This is a genomic window from Ideonella sp. FW305-24, from assembly GCF_058788035.1.
On sequence record NZ_JBYTAI010000001.1, the window covers coordinates 1173841 to 1195522 of the forward strand.

Below are 21682 nucleotides of genomic sequence, written 5' to 3' on the forward strand. Positions count from 1 at the left end.
CACCTGCATTCCATGTCCGATTCCCCCAGCACCGAAACCGACACCGTGCCCGCTGCGCCAACGCGCGCGCAGCGCCGCTGGCTGCGTCGCCTGGCCTGGTCGCTGGGCGGGCTGCTGGTGGCACTGGTCGTGCTCGTGGGCAGCGGCCTGGGCTGGCTGTGGCGCAGCGAACCTGGCACCTACTGGCTGCTGACCCAGGTGCCCGGCCTGAAGCTGGACAACTGGCGCGGCGCGCTGGGCGGCGATGCGCTGACCGCCGATCGCCTCACGCTGACGCTGGGCGCCGGCGAGCTGGTGATGGAGCAGGTTTCGCTGGACGGCCTGCGCTGGACCTGGCGGCCCGATGCCCAGGCCTGGGCCGGCATTGCAATGAAGCACCTGAGCGCCCGCAGCGCCCAGTGGCACTCGAAAACCACCGCGACCCCGGCCACCCCGCCCAGCGGTGCGCCCAAGAGCCTGCGGCTGCCGGTGCAGTTGCTGGTGGACGAGCTGCGCGTGGCCAGCCTGCAGGTCGACACCCTGCCGCTGCTGCGCAACCTGCAGGCCAAGCTGCACCTGGGCGCCAAGGGTGGCAGCCAGCACCAGATCGCCATCGCCCAGCTCGACAGCGACCGCTTCCAGCTCAGTGGCGCTGCCAGCCTGCTGACCGAAGGCGCGATGACGCTGCAGTCCCAGCTGGCGCTGCGCAGCCAGCCCGGCAGCAGCCCGGCCTGGCAGGCCAAGCTGAACGCCCACGGCCCGCTGGCCGACCTGGCTGCCCAAGCCGAGCTGCAAGGCCAGGCGGTGGCCGGCAAGACTGCGCCCAGCGTGCAGCTGCAGACCCGGCTGCAGCCGTTTGCCCCGTGGCCGCTGGGCGAGCTGGACCTGAAGACCGAGGCGCTGGACCTGGCGGCGCTGGTCAGCAACGCGCCGCACACCGCCCTGCGCGGCACCGCCACGCTGCACAGCAGCGGGCTGAACCAGCCCGCCCAGGCCGAGCTCAGCCTGCACAACGACCAGCCAGGCCGCTGGGACGAACAACGCCTGCCGGTGCGCGAGCTGAGCCTGCGTGCCGCCGGCACGCCGCAGCCGCTGAGCGAACTGCGGCTGGAGAACCTGTCCATCGAGTGGGCCAACGGCCAGGCCGCGGCAGGCCGCTGGTCCGGCGACGGCCGCTACCTGGTCGATGCCAAGGCCGGCAGCGCCCGCGCAGAGCTGGCGCTGAAGCTGCAGCAATGGCAACCCGCGGCGCTGGACAAGCGGCTGCCGGCGCTGCTGCTCAGCGGCCCGATTGACCTTGCGCTGGCGCCGGTGCCCGCACCCGGCGCAGCCGCCGCGTCAGCCTCAGCCGCCTCGGCCCCCACGCCGCCGCCGGCCGCCGATCCGGTGCTGTCCGTGCTCGCCAAGCTGACCGGCCAGCTGCAAGGCCGCCAGGGTCCGGCCGGACAAGGCCGTGGCGACCCGACGCCGCCGGTCTCGCTGCAGCTCGACACCCAGCTCTCCACCCAAGAGGCGCTGATCAACACGCTGGAGCTGAAGGCCGACGCGGCCTCCGCATCGCTGAAAGGCCGCATCGAGCGCAGCCCGGACGCGCGGCTGCACTGGCAGCTCGCCGGCCAGCTGCAGGCGCTGGACCTGCGCGTCTGGTGGCCGGGCGCTGCCAACAGCGCCTGGCAACAGGCACCGCAGCAACTCAACGCCAGCCTGGACAGCCAGGCCAGCCTGCCCGAAAGCGCGCTGGAGGCCGCCGCCCAGGACCCCAGCGTGTTGTGGCGCGCACTGCGCGGCCAGCTGGCGTTGAATCTCGCGCCCAGCACCTTCGCCGGCTTGCCGCTGCAAGGCAGCCTGCAGCTGAAAAACGACGACAAGCAGCAGCAAGCCGATGCCGAACTGCTGGCCGATGACGCGAAGCTGCAGGCCAGCTGGCGCGACAACCCCGGCAGCGACGGCCGCGGCAGCCTGTCACTGAAGGCACCGCGCCTGGCCGCGCTGGCGCCATTGGCCAGGCTGCAGGCGGCCACCAGCGCCTGGGCACCCAGCGCCGGCGGGCTGGATTTGCAGCTGGGCCTGCAGGAAACCGCCGGCCAGGCCGGCCACTGGCAATGGCGTGCCGATGGCACGGTCTCCGCCCTGCAGGCCGGCACGCTGAAGCTGGACAAGGCGCAGCTGCACGGCAAGGGCGACGTGGGCGGCGACTGGCCACTGGACCTGCAGCTCGACGGCAGCCAGCTCATCGTCGGCCAGGTCAAGCTGAACCAGCTCAAGGCCTCGCTGAACGGCGGCCTGGCGCAGCACCAGCTGCAACTGGCACTGGACAGCCCGGTGCAGCCGCCCCACTGGCTGCAGCAACTGGCCGCCAACGGCAACAAACCCGGTGCGAAGCTGCAGCTGCAACTCGCCGGCCACTACGCCCGAAATGCGCAAGGCAGCGCCGACTGGACCGGCCAGCTGAGCCAGCTGCAGTTGCGCGGGGTGCAGGCCAACAGCCAGGCGAATGGCCAAGCGAATGGCCAGGACTGGCTGGCCGCACGCGAGCTCAGCGCCCAGCTGCACTGGGAGCCCGACGGCCGGCTCAGCCAGGCCCAGCTGTCGCCCGGCGAGCTCACGCTGCTGGGCACCGCGCTGCAATGGAGCGAAGCCCGCTTCAGCCAGCCCGCGGCGGACCGGCCCCCGCTGCTGGCGCTGCAGGCCAAGCTGAAGGAAACCAGCGTCGCCCCGCTGCTGCAGCGGCTGCAGCCGGATGCCGTGTGGGCCGGCGACCTGAAGCTGGGCGGCCAGCTGCAGCTGCGCTATGACGGCAGGCTGGAAGCAGAAGCCGTGATCGAGCGCCTGAGCGGCGACCTGGCGCTGGACGAGGACGGCCTGCTGTCCACCACGCGCCAGTTGCCGCTGGGCCTCACCGACCTGCGGCTGAGCCTGAAGGCGCACGATGGCAGCTGGCAGTTCACCCAGGCGCTGGCCGGCCAGTACCTCGGCGCGCTGGGTGCCGCGCTGTCCATCCAGGCCGGGCCGGACCAGCTGTTGCCTGCCAGCAGCTCGCCGATGCAGGGCACGCTCACCTTGCAGGTCACCAAGCTCAGCGCCTGGGCGCCGTGGATGCCGGCCGGCTGGCGCCTGGGCGGCGAGCTGGCCAGCTCGGCGAAGATCGCCGGCACGCTGGGCGCACCGGAAATCTCCGGCGAGCTGACCGGCCAGCGCCTGAGCGTGCAGAACCCGCTGCTGGGCGTGTCGCTCACCAATGGCCAGGCCAGGCTGCTGCTGGAAGGCCAGCGCGCACGGCTGGAGCAGCTGGCATTCAAGGGCGGCGACGGCAGCATCAGCGCCACTGGCACGGCAGAGTTGGGGGCCAAGCCTTCGGCCAAGGTCAGCATCGAGGCCCAGAAGTTCAAGGCGCTGGGCCGCATTGACCGCACCATTGTTGCCAGCGGCCAGGCCCAGCTCGGGCTGGACAAGGACACGCTGAGCCTGAACGGCAACGTCACGCTGGACGAAGGGCTGATCGACATCAGCCGCGGCGACGGCCCCACGCTGCCCGAAGACGTGGTGATGGCCAGGACCGAGGCCGAGGAAGCCGCGCAGGACGACAAGGCCAACGGCCAGAGCCAGCGCGTGACCCAGCTGGCGCTGCAGCTGGACCTGGGCCAGAAGCTGCGGCTGCGCGGCAAGGGCATCGACACCGGGCTGCAAGGCGCACTGAAGATCACCAACCCGCGCGGCAAGCTGGCGGTCGCCGGCACAGTGCACACGGTCGGCGGCAACTACGCGGCCTACGGCCAGAAGCTGCAGATCGAGCGCGGCAGCATCCTGTTCACCGGCCCGGTGGACGACCCGCGGCTGGACATCTACGCGATCCGGCCCAACCTGGACGTGCAGGTCGGCGTGCTGATCACCGGCACCGCGCTGAACCCACGCGTGCGCCTGGCCAGCGACACCGAGATGAGCGACACCGACAAGCTCAGCTGGCTGGTCATGGGCCGCGCCCCCGAAGGCCTGGGCCAGGCCGACACCGCGCTGCTGCAGCGCGCCGCGCTGGCCCTCTTGATGGGCAACAGCGGCAGCCCGACCGACAACCTGCTGGAAAACATCGGCCTCAGCGACTTTTCGCTGCGCCAGGCGGCCGGCGAAAACAACGTGCAAACCACCGTCGTCACCGTCGGCAAACAGCTCACGCGCCGCTGGTACGTGGGCTACGAACGCGGCGTCAACGCCGCCACCGGCACCTGGCAGCTCATCTACCGCGTTGCCCAGAAGTTCACGCTGCGGGCGCAGTCCGGAGAGGACAGCGCGCTTGATGCCATCTGGACCTGGCGCTGGGACTAGCGGGGACATTGTGTCCAAGCCCGAGTCGACACTGTTCAGTGATACACAAGGCGTGGTCAAGGCACTGGGCGAGGACATCATCTTCGGCCGCCTGCCGCCCGGCAGCCGCCTGATCGAAGACCCGCTGATGGCGCGCTTCGGCGCCACGCGGCACGGCGTACGTCAGGCGCTGGTGGAGCTGGAGCGCCTGGGCATCGTGGTGCGCGAGAAGAACAAGGGCGCCAGCGTGCGGGCGCTGGCGCCGACCGAGGTGCGGCAGATCTACGAGGTGCGCGAACTGCTGCAGCGGCAGGCCGCGCTGCACATTCCGTTGCCGGCCGAGCCTGCACTGGTCGAAGCGCTGGAGGCCTTGCACACGCAGTTCCTGCAGCATCTGCGGGAGCGTGACTTCAGCGCGCTGCATCGCGTCAACGACGCGTTCCACCTGACCTTGTTCAGCGGCTGCGGCAACCCGTACCTGGTGGCCTCGATCCGCCACTACATGGGGTTGAGCCTGCCGGTACGCGCCCAGCGCACCGCGACGGCGGGCCATTCGGAAGCCGCGGCAGAGGAGCACCTGGCGATGATCCAGTTGCTCAAGGGCAGCGACAGCGTGGCACTCGCCGAGCTGTGTGTCGCCCACTTGCAGCTGGCGAAGCTCGACTACCTGCAGGGCGCCGATCACCAGAGGTGATGCACCTGCGGCTTGGCGTATTGTGCGTAGATTGCGCCCACGGCCTGCATCGTCGCGTCAGGCAGCGGCGGCAGATCGGCCGCGCGCACGTTGTCCTCGACCTGGGACGGCCGGCGGCCACCGGGAATCGCGCAGGTCACGGCCTGCTGCATCAGGATCCAGCGCAGTGCAAATTGCGCCAGCGTCTGCCCGGCCGGCACCAGCGGCCGCAAGGCCTCGACCGCGGCCAGGCCGCTCTCGAAATCCAGCCCGGAGAAGGTCTCGCCCTTGTCGAAGGCCGCGCCTTCGCGGTTGAAGCTGCGGTGGTCGTCGGCCTCGAACCGGGTCTGGCGCGAGATGCCGCCCGACAGCAGCCCCGAGGCCAGCGGCACCCGCGCCAGGATGCCGACGCGGCGCGCCAGCGTCTCGCGGAACAGCAGTTCGGCCGGCCGCTGGCGGAAGATGTTGTAGATGATCTGCACCGTCTGCACGCCGGGGAATTCGATTGCCTTCAGCGCCTCCTCCACCTTCTCGACGCTGACGCCGTAGTGGCGCAGCTTGCCGGCGCGCACCAGGTCGTCCAGCACGCCAAAAACCTCGGGCAGGTAGTAGACGGGCGTTGGCGGGCAGTGCAGCTGCAGCAGGTCGAGGGCCTCGGTGTTCAGGTTGCGCAGGCTGCGCTCGACAAACGCCGTCAGGTTCTCCCGGTTGTAGCCCTCGGCCACGTGCGGGCTGAGCCGGCGGCCGGCCTTGGTGGCCACGTAAAAGGGTTCGCTGCGCTCCTTGCGCAGCCGGGCGATCAGCCGCTCGCTGTGGCCGTCGCCGTACACATCGGCGGTGTCGAAGAAATTGATGCCACGGTCCAGCGCGCGGTGCAGCGCGGCCATCGATTCTTCGTCGTTCACCTGACCCCAGGTGCCGCCGATGGCCCAGGCGCCAAAGCTGATGGTCGACACCTTCCAGCCGGTACGGCCGAGTTCACGGTATTGCATGGGACAGGTCTCCGAAGCACAGGAATTGGATTATCGATAATCCTAACCCAGACGAAACATGGCCTGCCTGCGCCTCCAGATGCGCAGCGCAACGCTGCCTGCTGCGCGGCGGGCGATCCAATGAGAAAAACATGTTGAACGCGAGAAGACGCGCTTGGCGGGCGGCATGCCCTTGATTTCGGCCAATTTGAGCGCAGATGCGCTGTGTGGTCGGCGGCCGAAATGGTGGCCCCACCAGGAATCGAACCTGGATCTGCCCCTTAGGAGGGGGCTGTTCTATCCATTGAACCATGGAGCCGACCGGCGCGCATTGTGCCTCAGCTGCGCACGTCGATTGACGCGGAGCCGGGGTGACGCAGCGAAGGCTGGCCTGAAAAGTGAGCGCAGTGAGTGTTGGCTCACGCCAATAGCCTTCAAAAACCAGCAACTTTACGGCCAGTTCAAAGTCTTGCTGAGAGCGGCGAGTCCTATACTGACCATCTGGTCGAATGACTTCTAGTTTGAAAGCGGGACATCACATGGGTGCCAAATTGAAGGTGGCAGGTCTCCTCACGATGGGGGCGCTGGCCGGCGCATTGACGACCATTCAATTCCAGGCCGAGGCGCGCAACACCTACGGCCCGCTGCCGCTGGAGGAAATGCAGCAACTCGCCGCGGTATTTGGCATGGTCAAGAATGACTACGTCGAACCGGTGGACGAGAAGAAGCTGATCACCGATGCCATCTCCGGCATGGTGGCCGGGCTGGACCCGCATTCCCAGTACTTCGACAAGAAGTCCTTCAAGGAATTCCGTGAAGGCACGACCGGCAAATTCGTCGGCGTGGGCATCGAGATCGGCATGGAAGACGGCCTGGTCAAGGTGGTCTCCCCGATCGAAGGCTCCCCCGCCTTCCGCGCCGGCCTGAAGTCCGGTGACCTGATCACCAAGATCGACGACTCGGCCGTCAAGGGCCTGTCGATGGACCAGGCGGTCAAGCGCATGCGCGGCGAGCCGTCCACCAAGGTCGTGCTGACCATCTTCCGCAAAAACGAAAACCGCAGCTTCCCGGTCACGATCACCCGCGAGGAAATCCGCGTGCAGAGCGTGCGCGCGAAGGAAGTCGAACCCGGCTACGCCTGGATCCGCGTGACGCAGTTCCAGGACCGCACGGTGGAAGACTTCTCGCGCAAGCTGGAAGACATCTACAAGCAGGACCCGAACATCAAGGGCGTGATCCTGGACCTGCGCAACGACCCGGGCGGCCTGCTCGAAGGTGCGGTGGCCATTGCCTCGGCCTTCCTGCCGTCTGACTCGGTCGTCGTCAGCACCAATGGCCAGATCGCCGAATCGAAGGCGACATTCCGCGCCACGCCTGACAACTACCTGCGCCGCGGCGGCGCCGACCCGCTGAAGAAGCTGCCGGCCTCGCTCAAGACGGTGCCGATGGTGGTGCTGGTCAACGAAGGCTCGGCCTCGGCCAGCGAAATCGTCGCCGGTGCGCTGCAGGACCACAAGCGCGCCACGCTGATGGGTGCGCAGACCTTCGGCAAGGGCTCGGTGCAGACCGTGCGCCCGCTGACGGCCGACACCGCGCTGAAGATCACCACCGCGCGCTACTACACGCCCAGCGGCCGCTCCATCCAGGCCAAGGGCATCGTGCCGGACATCTGGCTGGACGAAACCGCCGAAGGCAATGTGTTCGCTGCGCTGCGCACCCGCGAAGCCGACCTGGAAAAGCACCTGGGCAATGGCGACGAGAAGGACGAAGCCCGCGAAAAGGCCCGCGAAGAAGCGCGCAAGAAGCTCGAAGAGCAGGTCGCCAAGTCCAAGGAACCGCCCAAGCCGCTGCCTGAATTCGGCAGCGCCGAGGACTTCCAGCTGGTGCAGGCCCTGAACCAGCTCAAGGGCAAGCAGGTCATGGTCAGCAAGTCCATGACCGAGCGCAAGGCCGAAGCCGCGACCGAATAAGCTCGCTCGCTGCAAGCCACACCAGGCGAAGCCGGCGGCTCTGTGCCACCGCTTCGCCTTTGTTGTTTCCGGCCCGGCCGGACCTCTCCGCATGACCCAAGACGATGGCCTTGATGATGGTCTGAGCGACGACGCGCTGCTGCGCTACTCGCGCCACCTGCTGCTGGATGAGATCGGCATAGAAGGCCAGCGCCGGCTGCTGGCTTCGCATGCGCTGGTGATAGGCGCCGGCGGGCTGGGCTCGCCAGTGGCGCTGTACCTCGGCTCGGCCGGCGTCGGCCGGTTGACACTGGTGGACGCCGACACGGTGGACACCACCAACCTGCAGCGCCAGATCGCCCACAGCCAGGCCCGCGTCGGCCAGCGGAAGGTCGAATCGGCCCGCGAGGCCGTGCTGGCGCTGAACCCCGAAGCCCGGGTCACCGCGGTGGCGCTGCGGGCCGACGCCGCCTGGCTGGACACGGCGGTCGCCGAGGCCGACGTGGTGCTGGACTGCAGCGACAACTTCGCGACCCGCCACGCGATCAACCTCGCCTGCGTGCGCCACGGCAAGCCGCTGGTGTCCGGCGCCGCCATCGGTTTCGACGGCCAGGTCTCGGTCTACGACCCGCGCCTGCCCGCCTCGCCCTGCTACGCCTGCCTGTTCCCGCCCGAGAGCGCGCCCGACGAAGCCCGCTGCGCCACCATGGGCGTGTTTGCGCCGCTGGTCGGCATCATCGGCAGCGTGCAGGCCGCGGAAGCCTTGAAGCTGCTGGCCGGCATTGGCACCAGCCTCGCCGGCCGGCTGCAGATGCTGGACGCGCGGCGCATGGCCTGGAGCGAGATCCGGCTCGCGCGCCAAGCCGGTTGCCCGGTCTGCAGCCCTGGCACCGCGCCGGGTTAAGCTCCCTTCCCCAGGCGATCGAAACCCCGCTTTTTCCGGGGTTCCGGTCACGTCTTCCGATCTAGCCTTGTCTCGATGGACGCCACCACCCAAGCCGATACCGCCAAACCCAAGCTCACGGCCCGCAACTTTCCCAGTGCGGAGCAGGAAGCCTCCCAGGAGGCCACCCAGCTCCTGCCGGCCGCGCCGCGCTATGACGGCCCCGAAAGCAGCTACCGGCTGGCTTTCACCGACACCGACTTCCTGCTGCGCCCGGAGCTGCGCCCGGTGCGCATGCAACTGGAGCTGCTGAAGCCCGAGCTGGTGCAGCAGGAGCAGGGCATCGAGAGCACGATCGTGATCTTCGGCAGCGCCCGCATTCCCGCCGAGGCACTGGCCAGCGAACATCTGTCCAACGCCCAGGCGAGCGGCGACGCCGCGCAGATTGCGCGCGCCGAGATGCAGCTGCGCATGAGCCGCTTCTACGAGGAAGCGCGCCGTTTCGCCCACCTGGTCACCTCCCGCTCGCAGACGCTGGCCACGCCGATCTACGTCGTCACCGGCGGCGGGCCCGGCATCATGGAAGCCGGCAACCGCGGTGCCTTCGAATGCGGCGGCAGGAGCATCGGGCTGAACATCGTGCTGCCGCACGAGCAGGCACCGAACCCGTACATCACGCCGGAACTGTGCTTCCAGTTCCACTACTTCGCACTGCGCAAGATGCACTTCCTGATGCGCTCGGTCGCGTTGGTGTGCTTCCCCGGCGGCTTCGGCACGCTGGACGAGTTGTTCGAGGCCATGACCTTGATGCAGACCGGCAAGTGCCGGCGCCGGCCCATCCTGCTGTTCGGCCGCGAGTTCTGGACCCGGCTGATCAACTTCGACTGGCTGGTCGAGACCGGCATGATCAGCGCCGGCGACGTGGACCTGTTCCGCTTCGTCGAGACCGCCGAGGAGGCCTGGCAGATCCTGGCGCAGGATTACGGCCTGCACGCCGGCGACGCCCAGGCACGCGAGTTCGAAGAGGACATCTAGAACCGGAGTCAAGTTGCCTTGGGGCGGCCCGGCGGCAACCTGGACGCCTCCCCGCCCTGCCGAGCATCCTTCGGCGCGGGCGGGTCAATGACGCATTGTTCTCGGCCCGTGTCGTCGCACAATCGCGGGCATGCTGAACAAAGTCACCCTCATCGGCGCGCCGACCGACATCGGCGCCGGCGCTCGCGGCGCCAGCATGGGCCCGGAGGCCTTGCGCGTGGCCAACATCGGCCCGATCCTGCAAAGCCACGGCATTGAAGTGCAGGACCGCGGCAACCTCAACGGCCCGCCCAACCCCTGGCTGCCACCGGACCAGGGCTACCGTCACCTGGCCGAGGTGGTGACCTGGAACCAGCTGGTGCACGACGCCGTCTACACCGAGTTGAGCGGCGGCCGCATGCCCATCCTGCTGGGCGGTGACCATTGCCTGGGACTCGGCTCCATCAGCGCGGTGGCCCGCCATTGCCGCGACGCCGGCAAGAAGCTGCGCGTGCTGTGGCTGGACGCCCATGCCGACTTCAACACCAGCGACCTGACCCCCAGCGGCAACATCCACGGCATGCCGGTGGCCTGCCTGTGCGGCTATGGCCCGACCGAGCTGACCTCCATCGGCGGCCAGGTGCCGGCGATCAGCCCGAAGTGGCTGCGCCAGATCGGCATCCGCAGCGTGGACGCGGGCGAGAAGAAGTTCGTGCACGAGGTGGGCCTGGAGGTCTACGACATGCGCTACATCGACGAAATGGGCATGCGCCACACGATGGAGCTGGCGCTGGCGACGATGGATGCCAACACCCACCTGCACGTCAGCTTCGACGTGGACTTCCTGGACCCGGACCTCGCCCCCGGCGTCGGCACCACCATCCCCGGCGGCCCGACCTACCGCGAAGCCCAGCTCTGCATGGAAATGATCGCCGACACCGGCCGCATGGGCAGCCTGGACGTGATGGAGCTGAACCCGGCACTGGACGTGCGCAACAAGACCGCAGAGATCGCCGTCGACCTGATCGAAAGCCTGTTCGGCAAGAGCACCCTGATGCGGAAATGAGGCACCCGGTCCCGCGGGTACACGAGACCACCCGCCGGGCGGGTTGCGCGGCCGCCTTGGGACGGCCCGGCGCCGGCCGCTTGGAGATGCCACGGCACGCCACCCAGCTTGCCCTGACGCCCACGGATGTTCATGCGCTTCGGCTAGCATCGCCCTCCTTCGAATTTCGTTTTGGCCAGGGAGGGCCCATGAAACGTTTCTGCGGTATTTCGGTGGTGGCGCTTGCCGCCGCCATCCTCGGCGGCTGCGGTGGTGGCAGTGCCGACGAATCCGGCTCCAGCACGGTCTACGCCACCAATGCGGCCTGGGCCAACCTGTATGCCAGCGCCCACAGCTGGTCGCTGTCGGGCACGGTCAGCGGCTCCGGGCAGAACACCTCGGTGTCGTCCACGCTGGACCTGAGCCTGCTGGCCGACGGGACCTTCCCCGGCACCGGTGAGGCCGCGAAGATCCGCCGGCTGACGACCACCGCGACCGCCAATGGCGGCTCGTCCAGCGACTACGTCACCCACTACCTGAACGCCAGCAACGCGTTTGTCGGCACCGTGAGTTCGGATGGCAGCTGCGCGCTGCCCAGCAACGTCGGCCTGCCGCCGACCTCGGCGGCCATGGGTAACAGCGGCCCGCTGGCCTCGTGGACCGAATACAGCAGCTGCTCGGCGGGCTCGCCGCAGATCGGCACCGGTGCTGCCACCTGGTCGGTCGAGAAGGCAGACAGCACGCCGTACTTCTGCGTCACCAACACCTACACCTCGACGGCAGCCGGCAACAGCTTCAGCTCGACCGAGAAGGACTGCTTCGAGATCAACACGTCCGGCACCATTGGCTCCGCGGCCAGGATCTCGGCGGTGTACACGCAAAACGGCGTGAACACCACCGTCTCGATGTCGACGCTCTGACCGACGCAGCGCCTTCGCCGGCGGCCCTCAACCCGCCAGCACGGCGCTGGTGATCCAGCCTTCCAGCGGGTCCACGCCCGCTGGCAGGCCCAGGCCCGCGTGCTGCTGCGCCCATGCGGCCTGCAGCAGGCACAGCACCGCGTCCAGCCTGTCGCCGCTGGCGTCGGCCACCAGTGCGTCGCGCTGGGCGTGGCTGAGCCGCAGCCGCAGTGCCAGCCGGGTGCGGCCCTGCTCCAAGGCATCCACCAGGTCCTTGCGGGCGATCAGGCGCTCCGGCGTCTGGCGCGCCTTGTCGTCAGCCTTGTATGAGCGGTTGCCCAGCAGTTCACGCGCCAGCAGGCCGGGATAGGCCTCCAGCGCGATGCGTTGCGCAGCTTGCGGCTGCGGCATCAGCCCCGGCAACCAGGCGCCGGCCGCGCGCAGCAGCGGCACGCCGGCATGCAGCATGAAGGCAACCGGCGGGTTGACCCACTTCATGCTGGGCGACGATCCGGCCGGCCCGTCGCAGGCGCGGTGGGCGAACTTGCCGCCGACCGGGCGGGCGTCGCAGAAGGCCGAGAAGTGAGCTCGGATCTGCTCGCGCGTGAGGCCGGCGTAGTGGTCCATCAGCGCGGCCCATTCTGCCGGCCAGCCCAGTTGCAGCACCAGTTCGCGCGGCAGGCCAAACGGCAGGTCGAAGCCGCCCAGCCAAGCCGGCGTGGTGGCCAGCCAGTCGCCGAAGCCGGCCAGGGTTTCGTGCGCGTCCAGCCCGTCCAGGCGCACGGCCGCACCGGCGCGCGTGCCCCTTGCGACGATGACCGGCTTGCGCCGGCTGGGCGCGCTCGAAAAGTCGACGCCCAGCAGCGGCAGTTGGGCCCAGGCAGGCGGCGACGATGTGACAGGTGGCGCAGCAGAAGACATGCGAGGATTGTCCCCGGCCGCCCGAGTTGCAACAGAATTGCCGCCATGCACGCATTCCATCGCCTGGCCTGGCGACTCTGTCTGTTGTTGCCGCTGCTGCTGGCGGCGTGCGGCACAACGCCACGCTTCGCGCGCCTGACGCCTGAACAATCATCCGACATCGCCATCCATGCGATGGGCCTGGTCGGCACGCCTTACCGCTATGGCGGCAACACACCCGCAGGCGGCTTCGACTGCAGCGGCCTGATCGGCTACGTCTACCGCAACCAGGCCGGCGTGGCGCCGCCACGCACGGTGGCCGACCTGAACCAGTTCGGCCAACCAGTCGAGGCCGGCGAGCTGCGCACCGGCGACCTGGTGATCTTCGGCCGCGGCCGGCCCACGCATGCCGGCATCTACGTGGGCGACAGCCGCTTCGTGCATGCACCATCCACCGGCGGCGAGGTGCGCCTGGACCGGCTGGACAGCGGTTACTGGGCGCGGCAGCCCACCGCCTACCGCCGACCATGATCCATGGCCGGCCTTGCCGGCTTGGCGACAATCCAGCCCATGGTGAGTGTTTCGCGTCGCGCCGGATGGTGGCTGGGGATTGGATTGATCATGCTGGTGGGCCTCGCAGGCCTGTACCAGTTGCTGCTGCACCGGCTGGACAGCACGCTGCGCGAGCACCTGGGGCCGCGCGCCAGCGTCGGCGCCATCTCGGTGGACTGGAACGGGCTGACGGTGCAGGACCTGCGCCTGGCCGCGGCGCCAGGCTGGCCCGCCGAGGATGAACTCAGCGCCCGCCGCGTCTTCGTGCAGCCGGCGCTACGCAGCCTTTTCTCGGGGCCGTGGCAGCTGCACCGCATCGAGGTCGAAGGTGCGTCCCTGAGCCTGCTGCGTGGCCGTGATGGCAAGCTGCAGCTCCTGCCCGGGTTGCTGCAGCCGGAAAGCGCCACGACGCCCGCCCGCGCCCCAACCCGCCCCGCGGCGCCGAAAACCGCACCGGCCAGCGCCGCCAGCCAGGCCGAAGCCAGCGCGCCCACGCTGGTGATCAACGAGGTGCAGCTGAAGGATGTGCAGGTCGACTTCTACGACGACTCGCTGAAGCCGCTGCGTGCGCGGCCACATCACCTGCAGCTCGGCGAGCTGAACGCCACGCTGGGCAACCTGCAGCTGCCGGCGCTGGACCGGCCCATGTCGCTGAAGGTGTGCGGCCTGCTTCGTGGCCCGGGTGGCGCCGGCAACCATGACGGCCAGCTCAAGCTGGACGGTGAGTTGACACCCGCCACGCATGACGCCGACCTCAGCGCCGAACTGCAAGGCGTGGACCTGCGCGCGCTGCAGCCTTACCTGCTGAAGGTCGCCGAAGGCGGCATCCAGCGCGGCCAGTTGGACCTGCAACTGAAGGCCCAGGTCAAGGCCGACCACCTGCATGCGCCCGGCCGCGTCACCCTCACCGGGCTGGCGCTGAACCACAGCGGCAGCTGGTGGGACGGCCTTGGCACCGCCAGCCGCCAGGCCGTGCTGGACACCATGGCGCACAAGGGCCGGATCGAGGTCAACTTCACGCTGGAAGGCCGGCTGGACGACCCGAACTTCTCGGTCAACGACAGCCTGGCCAGGCGCTTTGCTGCCGGCCTGGCCGAGGGCGTGGGCGTCAGCGTCGGCGGCGTGGTCGAAGGCGTGGGCCAGATGTTCAAGGGGCTGCTGGGGCGCTAAGCGGACCGGGCTGCGGCTGCGGCTGCGGCTGCGGCTGCGGCTGCGGCGGCAGTGTGCGGTCCTGCGCAGGCCTGAGCCGGTCGCCGCGTGGGGTTATCGCCAGCAAGGCCGACACCTGGGACAATGCGGGCTCTTGATGCCGGACGTGCCTGTGGCCCGCCCGGCTTTGGTCTTTCCGGCCCCCTTCCTCTGCCGCTACCGTGTCCGCCACCCTCGAAGCCCCCGTCCGTTCCGATGCCAAGGCCAATGCCAAGCCCAAGGCGTTGACGGCTTACCGTCCGTACTGGGCCAAGCGTTTCGGCACCGCGCCTTTCCTGCCGATGAGCCGCAGGGAAATGGACAAGCTGGGCTGGGACAGCTGCGACATCATCATCGTCAGCGGCGACGCCTATGTGGACCACCCCAGCTTCGGCATGGCCGTGATCGGCCGCACGCTGGAGGCGCAGGGCTTTCGCGTGGGCATCATCGCGCAGCCGGACTGGCAGTCGGCCGACGCCTTCCGCGCCCTGGGCAAGCCCAAGCTGTTCTTCGGCGTGGCTGCCGGGAACATGGATTCGATGATCAACCGCTACACCGCGGACCGCAAGATCCGCAGCGACGACGCCTACACCCCCGGCAACGTCGGCGGCAAGCGGCCGGACCGCGCCACGCTGGTCTACACCCAGCGCTGCAACGAGGCCTTCAAGGACGTGCCGGTGGTGATCGGCGGCATCGAGGCCAGCCTGCGCCGCATCGCCCACTACGACTACTGGAGCGACAAGGTGCGCCGCTCCATCCTGGTGGACGCCAAGGCCGACCTGCTGGTCTATGGCAATGCCGAACGCGCCATCGTCGAGATCGCCCATCGGCTGGCGGCCAAGAAGCCGATCGAGAGCATCACCGACGTGCGCGGCACCGCCTTCATGCGCAAGCCGGACGACCTGGCGCTGGACGGCTGGTACGAAGTCGACTCCAGCGAGGTCGACACCCCCGGCAAGGTCGACAAGCTGCTGAACCCCTACCTCACCATCGAGGAACAGGCCGACGACAACGGCGCCAGCTGCGCCAAGGCCGAAGCCGCGAAGACGGGCGACACGCCGCCTGCGGCCGACGGTGCCAAGCCCATGCTGCTGATCCGCCGCCCGGTCGAGAAGCTGGGCAGCCGCGCCATCACCACGCCGCGCGACCGCACCGTGATCCGCCTGCCGGCCTACGAGCAGGTCAAGAGCGACAACGTGCTCTACGCCCACGCCAACCGCGTGCTGCACCTGGAGACCAACCCCGGCAACGCGCGCGCCATCGTGCAGCGCCACGGCGAAGGCCACACCGCCCGCGACGTGTGGATCAACCCGCCGCCGCTGCCGCTGTCCACCGAGGAGATGGACCACGTCTTCGACCTGCCCTACGCGCGCAGCCCGCACCCGAGCTACGCCGACGAAAACGGCAGCCATGACGGCGAGACCAAGATCCCCGCGTGGGAGATGATCCGCTTCAGCGTGAACATCATGCGTGGCTGCTTCGGCGGCTGCACCTTCTGCTCCATCACCGAGCACGAAGGCCGCATCATCCAGAGCCGCTCGGAAGACTCGGTGATCCGCGAGATCGAGGAGATCCGCGACAAGGTCAAGGGCTTCACCGGCATCATTTCGGACCTCGGCGGGCCCACCGCCAACATGTACCGCATCGGCTGCAAGAGCCCCGAGATCGAGGCCGCCTGCCGCAAGCCGAGCTGCGTCTACCCCGGCATTTGCTCCAACCTGAACACCGACCACGGCCCGCTGGTGAAGATGTACCGCCGCGCCCGTGCGCTGCGCGGCGTCAAGAAGATCCTGATCGGCTCCGGGCTGCGCTACGACCTGGCCGTGCAGTCGCCCGAGTACGTGAAGGAGCTGGTGACGCACCACGTGGGCGGCTACCTGAAGATCGCGCCGGAGCACACCGAAGGCGGCCCGCTGTCGAAGATGATGAAGCCGGGCATCGGCACCTACGACCGCTTCAAGGCGATGTTCGAGAAGTTCAGCGCCGAGGCCGGCAAGAAGCAATTCCTCATCCCGTACTTCATCGCCGCCCACCCGGGCACCAGCGACGAAGACATGATGAACCTGGCGATCTGGCTCAAGCACAACGGCTTCCGCGCGGACCAGGTGCAGACCTTCTATCCGTCGCCCATGGCCACCGCCACGGCCATGTACCACTCGGGCCACAACCCGCTCAAGGGCATCAGCCGCGACGCGCGCAAGGGCGAACGCGTGGACATCGTCAAGGGCGACAAGCGCCGCCGCCTGCACAAGGCCTTCCTGCGCTACCACGACCCGAACAACTGGCCGCTGCTGCGTGATGCATTGAAGGACATGGGCCGCGCCGACCTGATCGGCAACGGCAAGCACCATCTCATTCCCACCTGGCAGCCGACGACCGACGGCAGCTACCAGAGCGCTCGCCGCAGCAATTCGACGCCGGTGGCCAAGACCGGCGCCAAGACCGCCACCAGGCCCACAGCGGGCCGCATCCTGACCCAGCACACCGGCCTGCCGCCGCGGGACAACGGCAGCCGCCCGGCCCGCCCCGGCGTTGCCAAGCCGGCCAGCCGGCCTGTGGCCGCGAAGCCGGTGGGGCGCCCCGCCTCGGCGACCAAGCCCGGCGGCCGCAAACCGCGCTGAGTCAGCAGGCACCTACAGGCCTCTGCCCGCAGTGCACACTCGCTTTTGCGCTGGCCGGCACCCATGGGCCGAGATAGGATGGCAACGCAGCTGGCGGCTCGCCCGCCGGCCTCTGAATCCCTCAGGAGAACCCCATGTCCACCCCTTCCCGCCTGCGCCACCTGCCCCCCCTGCTGCTGTCTTTCGCCATGGCGTTTGGCGCCGTTGGCGCCGCCCAGGCACAGGCAGCGGCCCCGACCGAGCAGGCCGCCCCGGCCAAGGCCAAGAAGTCCAAGACCGCGCACAAGGCGCACAAGAGCTCGCACAAGGCCAAGAAGAGCGGCAGCAAGAAGACCAAGACGGCCAGCGCCGCCAAGAGCTCGCAGCACGCCAAGAAGACCCATAAGAGCGCGCACACCGCGTCGCTGGCCGCAGTCGGCACTTTCGCCTGATCCTTCCGGCGCGATGAGCCAGGGCGCTGCCCACCCGGTGCTGGCGCAGGCCTGGCGCGGCGAGACGGTTGAATCCGAACACCGCGGCTCGGTCGCGGTGATGGACGCCACCGGCGCACTGCGGCTGCAGTTCGGTGAGATCGACCGCCCGGTCTTTCCGCGCTCCGCGGTGAAGATCCTGCAGGCGCTGCCACTGGTGGCCAGTGGCGCCGCCGAACGCTTCGGCCTCAGCGACGCACAACTCGCGATGGCCTGCGCCTCCCACGGCGGCGAGCCGGCCCATGTGGCCACGGCCGCCGCCACGCTGGCCCAGGCCGGGCTGGACGCCGCGGCCCTCGAATGCGGCGCCCACTGGCCCGGCTTCGACCAGGCCACGCGCGCCCTCGCAGCGCTTGGCCAGGTGCCCAGCGCGCTGCACAACAACTGCTCCGGCAAACACGCCGGTTTTGTCTGCCTGGGTTGCCTGCTGGCGCAGGACCAGGGCGCCGACCCGCGCGCCTTCCTGCGCGGCTATGTGCAGCGCAGCCACCCGGTCATGCGCGAGGTCGAGGCCGCACTGCAGGCCGCCACCGGCTACGACCTGGCCGATGCGCCGGTCGGCACCGACGGCTGCTCCATTCCCACCTACGGCGTGCCGCTGCGCCAGCTCGCGCTGGGCTTTGCACGCGTGGCCAGCGGCCAGGGCCTGTCGGCGGACCACGCGGCGGCCGCGCTGCGGCTGCGCCAGGCCATCGCCCGCGAGCCCTTCATGGTCGCCGGCACCCGCCGGTTCGACACCACCGTGATGCAGCACTTCGGCGAACGCGTGTGCTGCAAGGTCGGCGCCGAAGGCGTCTACTGCGCCGCGCTGCCCGAGTTGGGCCTGGGCGTGGCGCTGAAGATGGACGACGGCAACACCGCGCGCGCCGCCGAAGTCGTGATGGCCGAGCTGCTGGCCAGTCTGGTCGCGCGCGACGATGCGGACCATGCGCTGCTGGCACCGTTGCGCAGCGTCACGCTGCGCAACTGGAACGGCATCGAGGTCGGCCGCCTGAGCGCCAGCTTGCCGAACTGAGCCTCAGCTGCGCTGCGGCGCCAGCGTCGTCTGCCACAGCGACTCGCCACGCATGTCGCGCAGGTGCACCGTCATCGCCGCGCTCCTGCCGTCGATCTGCACTTCGCCGAAAAACTGCAGGCCGGCGCTGGGCGGCAGGTTGCTCTGGCCCGGCGCCGGGGCCTTGACGTAGCGCAGCTCGGGGCCGAAGGTGTTGTCCAACGGGTTCGGCCCAAAGGTACCTGCATTCAGCGGGCCGCTGACGAATTCCCAGAACGGGTCGAAGTCCTGGAACTGCGCGCGGTTCGGGTGGTAGTGGTGCGCTGCCGTGTAGTGCACATCGGCCGTCAGCCACACGGTGTTGCGAATGCGCTGGTGCTTGATGAAGGACAGCAGCTGCGCGATCTCCAGCTCGCGGCCCAGCGCCGGGCCGTCGCCATTGGCCACGGCCTCGAACTTGTCGCGGCCCTGGGCGTCCTTGCCGTCCGGCACCAGCAGGCCGATGGGCATGTCGGCCGCGATCACCTTCCAGGTCGCGCGGCTGGCCTTCAGGCCGTCACGCAGCCAGGCCATCTGCTGCGGGCCGAGGAAGGCGGAGGACGCGTCCAGCGTGGGCTGAAGGTTGAAGCTGTTGGCGCCGCGGTAGCTGCGCATGTCGATCACAAACACGTCCAGCAGCGGGCCGTAGGGAATGCGGCGGTACACGCGCTGCTCTTCCTCCTGGGCGAACCAGCGCATCGGCGCGTTTTCGAGGAAGGCGCGCGCGCCGCGCGCGGTCAGCAGCGCGACGTTCTTCTCGGTGTAGCGCGGGTCACCCGAAACGTCCTTCGAGTCCGACCAGTTGTTGGTCACCTCATGGTCGTCCCACTGCCAGAGCTGCATGACCTCGGCGGCGAAGCGGCGCTGGTTGTCGTCGAGCTGGTTGTAGCGGTGCGCGCCGCGGTACTCCTTCAGCGTCTCGGCGACCTTGCTCTTCTCTTCGGTCAGCACGGTATTGCGCCAGGTGCTGCCGTCAGACGCTTTCAGCTCGGCCTGCAGCGGGCCGTCGGCGTAGATGGTGTCGCCGCTGTGGATGAAGAAGTCCGGCTCGCGCTTGCGCATGGCCTCGTAAATCGTCATGCCGCCCAGGTCGCCGTTGATGCCAAAGCCCTGGCCCACGGCGTCGCCGGACCACAGGAAACGGATGTCCCTGCGAGAGGCGGGCGCGGTGCGGAAGCGGCCCACCATGGGCTCGGAGCGCGTGCCGCCAGCCAGGTCTTCCCATTGCACGCGGTAGAAGATCCCCTGCCCGGCCGGCAGCCCCGTCAGGTCAATGCGGGCAGTGAAGTCGGTCGCTTCCAGCGCGTACGGGCCACGCAGCAGGCGCGCGTTGGCAAAGGTCGGCGTGGTGTCCCATTCGACCCACAAACGCGCCGCCCGGTCGGCACGCGCCCAGACGATGCCGCGGTCCGCCAGCACATCACCGCTCTGAACGCCGGAGGGAAAGTTCGGCCGCGCCGCGTCCCGCGTGATCGCGGCCGGCGCCTGGGCGTGCGCGAGGATGCCGCTCAGGCCGCCACCGCTCAGTGCGGCAGAAGCGATCAGCAGGCGGCGACGAGGCAGGATGAGGCTGGACATGGCGGGCATTCCTGGAAGGACAACCCGCCATGCTTGCCGCGAGTTGCGGCAGCTTGATGACAGCGGCGGGCGCTTACGCCGGCACCCACAACGCCGGCAGGCCCGGCAATGTGCGCAGCACGCTGCCCACTTCGCCGCTGCGGACCAGCGTGGTTGCGCGTTCGATCTCTGGCGCGAGGTAGCGGTCGGTGGGCATGGCGGCGCTGTGCTGGCGCAGCAGCGCGTGCACCCATTCCAGCACCACCGAGCTTTGCAGCGGACGCAGGAATTCGATCGCCTGGGCCGAGGCCAGCAACTCGATGCCCAGGATGTGCGAGACGTTGGCCACCATAGGCTGCAGGCGGCGCGCGGCGAAGGTGGCCATCGAAACGTGGTCCTCCTGGTTCGCGCTGGTGGGCAGGCTGTCGACGCTGGCCGGGTGGGCCAGCGACTTGTTCTCGCTGGCCAGCGCCGCGGCGGTGACATGGGCGATCATGAAGCCGCTGTTCAGGCCGGCGTCGGCGCTGAGGAAGGCCGGCAGGCGCGAGACGCTGGCGTCGATCAGCATCGCGATGCGGCGCTCGGCGATGGCGCCCACTTCGGCGATGGCCACGGCCATCGCGTCGGCCGCGAGGGCCACCGGTTCCGCGTGGAAGTTGCCCCCGGAAATCATGGCGCCGTCTTCCGGGAACACCAGCGGGTTGTCGGTGACCGCATTGGCTTCGCGCACCAGCACCAGCGAGGCATGGCGCAGCTGGTCCAGGCAGGCGCCAACGACTTGCGGCTGGCAGCGCAGGCAGTACGGGTCCTGCACCCGGTCGTCGCCTTCTTCGTGCGACGCGCGGATCGCGCTGCCGGCCAGCAAAGCCCGGTAGTACTGCGCCACGTCGATCTGGCCGGGCTGGCCGCGCAGCGCATGGATGCGCGGGTCGAACGGGCCGTCCGAGCCACGCGCGGCGTCCACCGTCAGCGCGCCGATCACCAGCGCCGCTTCCAGCACCGGCTCGAAGGCGAACAAGCCGTGCAGCGCCAGCGCGGTCGAGGTCTGGGTGCCGTTGATCAGCGCCAGGCCTTCCTTGGCCTCCAGCACCAGCGGGGCAATGCCCGCATCGGTCAACACTCCGGCCGCGTGCACACGCTTGCCGTCCACCAGGAACTCCCCTTCGCCCAGCAGCGCCAGCGTCATGTGCGACAGCGGGGCCAGGTCGCCAGAGGCACCCACTGAGCCTTGGCTGGGCACGTAGGGCACGAGGCCGGCGTTGAGCACGGCCAGCAGTGTGTCGATCACCACCTCGCGCACACCGGAGTGCGCACGCGCCAGGCTGGCCGCCTTGGTCGCCAGCATCAGTCGCAGCACCGAAGGCTGCAGCGGCTCGCCCACGCCCACCGAATGCGAGCGGATCAGGTTGAGCTGCAGCAGCGCCAGGTCTTCGTTGCTGATGCGCTTGTTGGCCAGCTTGCCAAAGCCGGTGTTCACGCCGTAGACCGGCGCATCACCCGCGGCAGCGGCCTGCACGACTGCGGCGCTGGCGCGAACGGCCGGGCGCGCGGCGTCGTCCAGCACCAGCGTCACGCCGCCGGCATGCAGGGCTTGCAGTTGTTCCAGCGTCAGTGCGCCGGGGGTCAGGGTCAGTTCGCTCGTCATGTCA

At 69.2% G+C, this 21682-nt stretch carries 16 protein-coding genes and 1 tRNA gene; 12 read left to right on the top strand and 5 right to left on the bottom strand.

All coding sequences use genetic code 11. The features are described from left to right. The first annotated feature begins 12 nt into the window (after nt 1-12). Entirely contained in the window at nt 13-4299 is a 4287-nt protein-coding gene (locus AC3WR5_RS05255; protein WP_492482408.1) for a translocation/assembly module TamB domain-containing protein, read from the top strand. Between the two features lie 10 nt (nt 4300-4309). Further along, the gene (locus AC3WR5_RS05260) at nt 4310-4972 is read left to right on the top strand and encodes a GntR family transcriptional regulator (protein ID WP_492482410.1); all 663 of its coding nucleotides are present in this window, start codon (nt 4310-4312) and stop codon (nt 4970-4972) included. Here the strand turns inward: AC3WR5_RS05260 and AC3WR5_RS05265 are convergent. Both AC3WR5_RS05265 and AC3WR5_RS05270 read right to left on the bottom strand, forming a co-directional pair. Beyond that, the gene (locus tag AC3WR5_RS05265; protein ID WP_492482412.1) at nt 4960-5943 is read right to left on the bottom strand and encodes an aldo/keto reductase; all 984 of its coding nucleotides are present in this window, start codon (nt 5941-5943) and stop codon (nt 4960-4962) included. The genes AC3WR5_RS05260 and AC3WR5_RS05265 overlap by 13 nt on opposite strands. A 223-nt stretch (nt 5944-6166) precedes the next feature. After that, nucleotides 6167-6241: transfer RNA gene (locus tag AC3WR5_RS05270), tRNA-Arg, on the bottom strand. Nucleotides 6242-6461: 220 nt separating this feature from the next. Between AC3WR5_RS05270 and AC3WR5_RS05275 the strand changes: the two genes are divergently transcribed. From AC3WR5_RS05275 to AC3WR5_RS05295, 5 genes are all read left to right on the top strand, one after another. Further along, nucleotides 6462-7892 (top strand): S41 family peptidase, encoded by a 1431-nt coding sequence (locus AC3WR5_RS05275; protein ID WP_141289333.1) that lies wholly within the window; start codon nt 6462-6464, stop codon nt 7890-7892. 121 nt (nt 7893-8013) lie between these two features. After that, entirely contained in the window at nt 8014-8775 is a 762-nt protein-coding gene (locus AC3WR5_RS05280) for a HesA/MoeB/ThiF family protein (protein ID WP_492482629.1), read from the top strand. Nucleotides 8776-8850: 75 nt separating this feature from the next. Beyond that, complete coding sequence (locus AC3WR5_RS05285; RefSeq protein ID WP_141290095.1) at nt 8851-9789, top strand: LOG family protein; 939 nt, start codon at nt 8851-8853, stop codon at nt 9787-9789. A gap of 130 nt (nt 9790-9919) precedes the next feature. Continuing rightward, nucleotides 9920-10834, top strand: coding sequence for an arginase (gene rocF, locus AC3WR5_RS05290; protein WP_492482414.1), 915 nt, complete (start codon nt 9920-9922; stop codon nt 10832-10834). A 188-nt stretch (nt 10835-11022) separates the two neighbouring features. Next, nucleotides 11023-11733 carry a hypothetical protein gene (locus AC3WR5_RS05295; protein ID WP_492482416.1) on the top strand — a complete coding sequence of 237 codons (711 nt, stop codon included), beginning with the start codon at nt 11023-11025 and terminating at the stop codon, nt 11731-11733. Between the two features lie 27 nt (nt 11734-11760). Here AC3WR5_RS05295 and AC3WR5_RS05300 read toward each other — a convergent pair whose 3' ends face one another. Then, nucleotides 11761-12633 carry a DUF429 domain-containing protein gene (locus tag AC3WR5_RS05300; protein WP_492482418.1) on the bottom strand — a complete coding sequence of 291 codons (873 nt, stop codon included), beginning with the start codon at nt 12631-12633 and terminating at the stop codon, nt 11761-11763. Between the two features lie 45 nt (nt 12634-12678). Between AC3WR5_RS05300 and AC3WR5_RS05305 the strand changes: the two genes are divergently transcribed. The 5 genes from AC3WR5_RS05305 (at nt 12679) to AC3WR5_RS05325 (ending at nt 18458) form a co-directional block, all read left to right on the top strand. Then, nucleotides 12679-13143 carry a C40 family peptidase gene (locus AC3WR5_RS05305; RefSeq protein WP_492482420.1) on the top strand — a complete coding sequence of 155 codons (465 nt, stop codon included), beginning with the start codon at nt 12679-12681 and terminating at the stop codon, nt 13141-13143. A 90-nt stretch (nt 13144-13233) separates the two neighbouring features. Then, nucleotides 13234-14334 carry a DUF748 domain-containing protein gene (locus AC3WR5_RS05310; protein WP_492482422.1) on the top strand — a complete coding sequence of 367 codons (1101 nt, stop codon included), beginning with the start codon at nt 13234-13236 and terminating at the stop codon, nt 14332-14334. 200 nt (nt 14335-14534) lie between these two features. Next, nucleotides 14535-16973, top strand: coding sequence for a YgiQ family radical SAM protein (locus AC3WR5_RS05315; RefSeq protein WP_492482424.1), 2439 nt, complete (start codon nt 14535-14537; stop codon nt 16971-16973). Nucleotides 16974-17107: 134 nt separating this feature from the next. After that, nucleotides 17108-17404, top strand: a complete 297-nt coding sequence (locus tag AC3WR5_RS05320; RefSeq protein ID WP_492482426.1) for a hypothetical protein — start codon at nt 17108-17110, stop codon at nt 17402-17404. 13 nt (nt 17405-17417) lie between these two features. Next, the gene (locus tag AC3WR5_RS05325; RefSeq protein ID WP_492482428.1) at nt 17418-18458 is read left to right on the top strand and encodes an asparaginase; all 1041 of its coding nucleotides are present in this window, start codon (nt 17418-17420) and stop codon (nt 18456-18458) included. A 3-nt stretch (nt 18459-18461) separates the two neighbouring features. Here the strand turns inward: AC3WR5_RS05325 and AC3WR5_RS05330 are convergent, their stop codons facing one another. Together AC3WR5_RS05330 and hutH are read right to left on the bottom strand one after the other, a co-directional pair. Continuing rightward, nucleotides 18462-20054 (bottom strand): alkaline phosphatase D family protein, encoded by a 1593-nt coding sequence (locus AC3WR5_RS05330; protein WP_492482430.1) that lies wholly within the window; start codon nt 20052-20054, stop codon nt 18462-18464. A gap of 73 nt (nt 20055-20127) precedes the next feature. After that, the gene (hutH, locus tag AC3WR5_RS05335) at nt 20128-21678 is read right to left on the bottom strand and encodes a histidine ammonia-lyase (RefSeq protein WP_492482432.1); all 1551 of its coding nucleotides are present in this window, start codon (nt 21676-21678) and stop codon (nt 20128-20130) included. Nucleotides 21679-21682 lie beyond the last annotated feature (4 nt).

Bases quoted from the DNA above. Each gene is read 5' to 3' on its own strand.
- AC3WR5_RS05330 (WP_492482430.1), bottom strand. From the start codon at position 20,054: ATGTCCAGCCTCATCCTGCCTCGTCGCCGCCTGCTGATCGCTTCTGCC.
- AC3WR5_RS05300 (WP_492482418.1), bottom strand. From the start codon at position 12,633: ATGTCTTCTGCTGCGCCACCTGTCACATCGTCGCCGCCTGCCTGGGCC.
- AC3WR5_RS05310 (WP_492482422.1), top strand. From the start codon at position 13,234: ATGCTGGTGGGCCTCGCAGGCCTGTACCAGTTGCTGCTGCACCGGCTG.
- AC3WR5_RS05265 (WP_492482412.1), bottom strand. From the start codon at position 5,943: ATGCAATACCGTGAACTCGGCCGTACCGGCTGGAAGGTGTCGACCATC.
- AC3WR5_RS05325 (WP_492482428.1), top strand. From the start codon at position 17,418: ATGAGCCAGGGCGCTGCCCACCCGGTGCTGGCGCAGGCCTGGCGCGGC.
- rocF (WP_492482414.1), top strand. From the start codon at position 9,920: ATGCTGAACAAAGTCACCCTCATCGGCGCGCCGACCGACATCGGCGCC.
- AC3WR5_RS05255 (WP_492482408.1), top strand. From the start codon at position 13: ATGTCCGATTCCCCCAGCACCGAAACCGACACCGTGCCCGCTGCGCCA.
- AC3WR5_RS05295 (WP_492482416.1), top strand. From the start codon at position 11,023: ATGAAACGTTTCTGCGGTATTTCGGTGGTGGCGCTTGCCGCCGCCATC.
- AC3WR5_RS05285 (WP_141290095.1), top strand. From the start codon at position 8,851: ATGGACGCCACCACCCAAGCCGATACCGCCAAACCCAAGCTCACGGCC.
- AC3WR5_RS05275 (WP_141289333.1), top strand. From the start codon at position 6,462: ATGGGTGCCAAATTGAAGGTGGCAGGTCTCCTCACGATGGGGGCGCTG.
- AC3WR5_RS05320 (WP_492482426.1), top strand. From the start codon at position 17,108: ATGTCCACCCCTTCCCGCCTGCGCCACCTGCCCCCCCTGCTGCTGTCT.
- AC3WR5_RS05305 (WP_492482420.1), top strand. From the start codon at position 12,679: ATGCACGCATTCCATCGCCTGGCCTGGCGACTCTGTCTGTTGTTGCCG.
- hutH (WP_492482432.1), bottom strand. From the start codon at position 21,678: ATGACGAGCGAACTGACCCTGACCCCCGGCGCACTGACGCTGGAACAA.